Origin of the sequence: Castellaniella sp. GW247-6E4, from assembly GCF_040276065.1 — a bacterium.
In the GTDB taxonomy this organism is placed as follows: domain Bacteria; phylum Pseudomonadota; class Gammaproteobacteria; order Burkholderiales; family Burkholderiaceae_B; genus Castellaniella.
The window spans coordinates 1-1,119 of the sequence record NZ_JBELOI010000043.1; the positions used below are offsets into that span (position 1 = coordinate 1).

1 protein-coding gene is annotated in these 1,119 nt (G+C 63.2%); it reads left to right on the forward strand.

Annotated features, from left to right (window positions below):
* Position 1: 1 nt before the first annotated feature.
* A partial coding sequence (gene tuf / locus ABS761_RS16845) for an elongation factor Tu (protein ID WP_350409547.1) occupies positions 2-1,119 on the forward strand: 1,118 nt, incomplete at its 3' end.

The window sequence follows — 1,119 nt, forward strand, 5'->3', positions numbered from 1 at the left end:
CATGGCAAAAGGCAAGTTTGAACGGACCAAACCGCACGTTAACGTAGGGACGATTGGCCACGTGGACCACGGCAAGACGACGCTGACGGCGGCGATCACGACGGTGCTGGCCAAGGCGAGCGGCGGCGAGGCGCGGGGCTACGAGCAGATTGACAACGCGCCCGAGGAGAAGGCGCGGGGGATCACGATCAACACCTCGCACGTGGAGTACGAGACGGCGTCGCGTCACTACGCGCACGTGGACTGCCCGGGACACGCGGACTATGTGAAGAACATGATCACGGGTGCGGCGCAGATGGACGGTGCGATTTTGGTGGTATCGGCCGCTGACGGGCCGATGCCGCAGACGCGCGAGCACATTTTGCTGTCGCGCCAGGTGGGGGTGCCGTACATTATTGTGTTTTTGAACAAGGCGGACATGGTCGACGACGAGGAGTTGCTGGAGCTCGTCGAGATGGAGGTTCGCGAGTTGTTGTCGAAGTACGATTTTCCGGGCGATGACACGCCGATCATCAAGGGCTCGGCCAAGCTGGCGCTCGAGGGAGATGAGGGGCCGCTGGGGTCGCAGGCGATCATGCAGTTGGCGGCGGCGCTGGACTCGTACATACCGACGCCCGAGCGCGCGGTGGACGGGGCGTTTCTGATGCCGGTGGAGGATGTGTTCTCGATTTCGGGTCGCGGGACGGTGGTGACGGGTCGGATCGAGCGCGGCGTGGTCAAGGTGGGCGAGGAAATCGAGATTGTGGGGATCCACGATACGGTGAAGACGACCTGCACGGGCGTGGAGATGTTCCGCAAGCTGCTGGACCAGGGCGAGGCGGGCGACAACGTGGGGATTTTGCTGCGTGGCACCAAGCGCGAGGAGGTCGAGCGTGGCCAGGTGCTGGCCAAGCCGGGGTCGATCAAGCCGCACACGGACTTTACGGCCGAGGTGTACATTTTGTCCAAGGAGGAGGGGGGTCGTCACACGCCGTTCTTCAAGGGGTATCGTCCGCAGTTTTACTTCCGCACGACGGACGTGACGGGGACGATCGAGCTGCCCGAGGACAAGGAGATGGTGTTGCCGGGCGACAACGTGTCGATGAAGGTGAGCCTGATTGCGCCGATCGCCATGGAGGA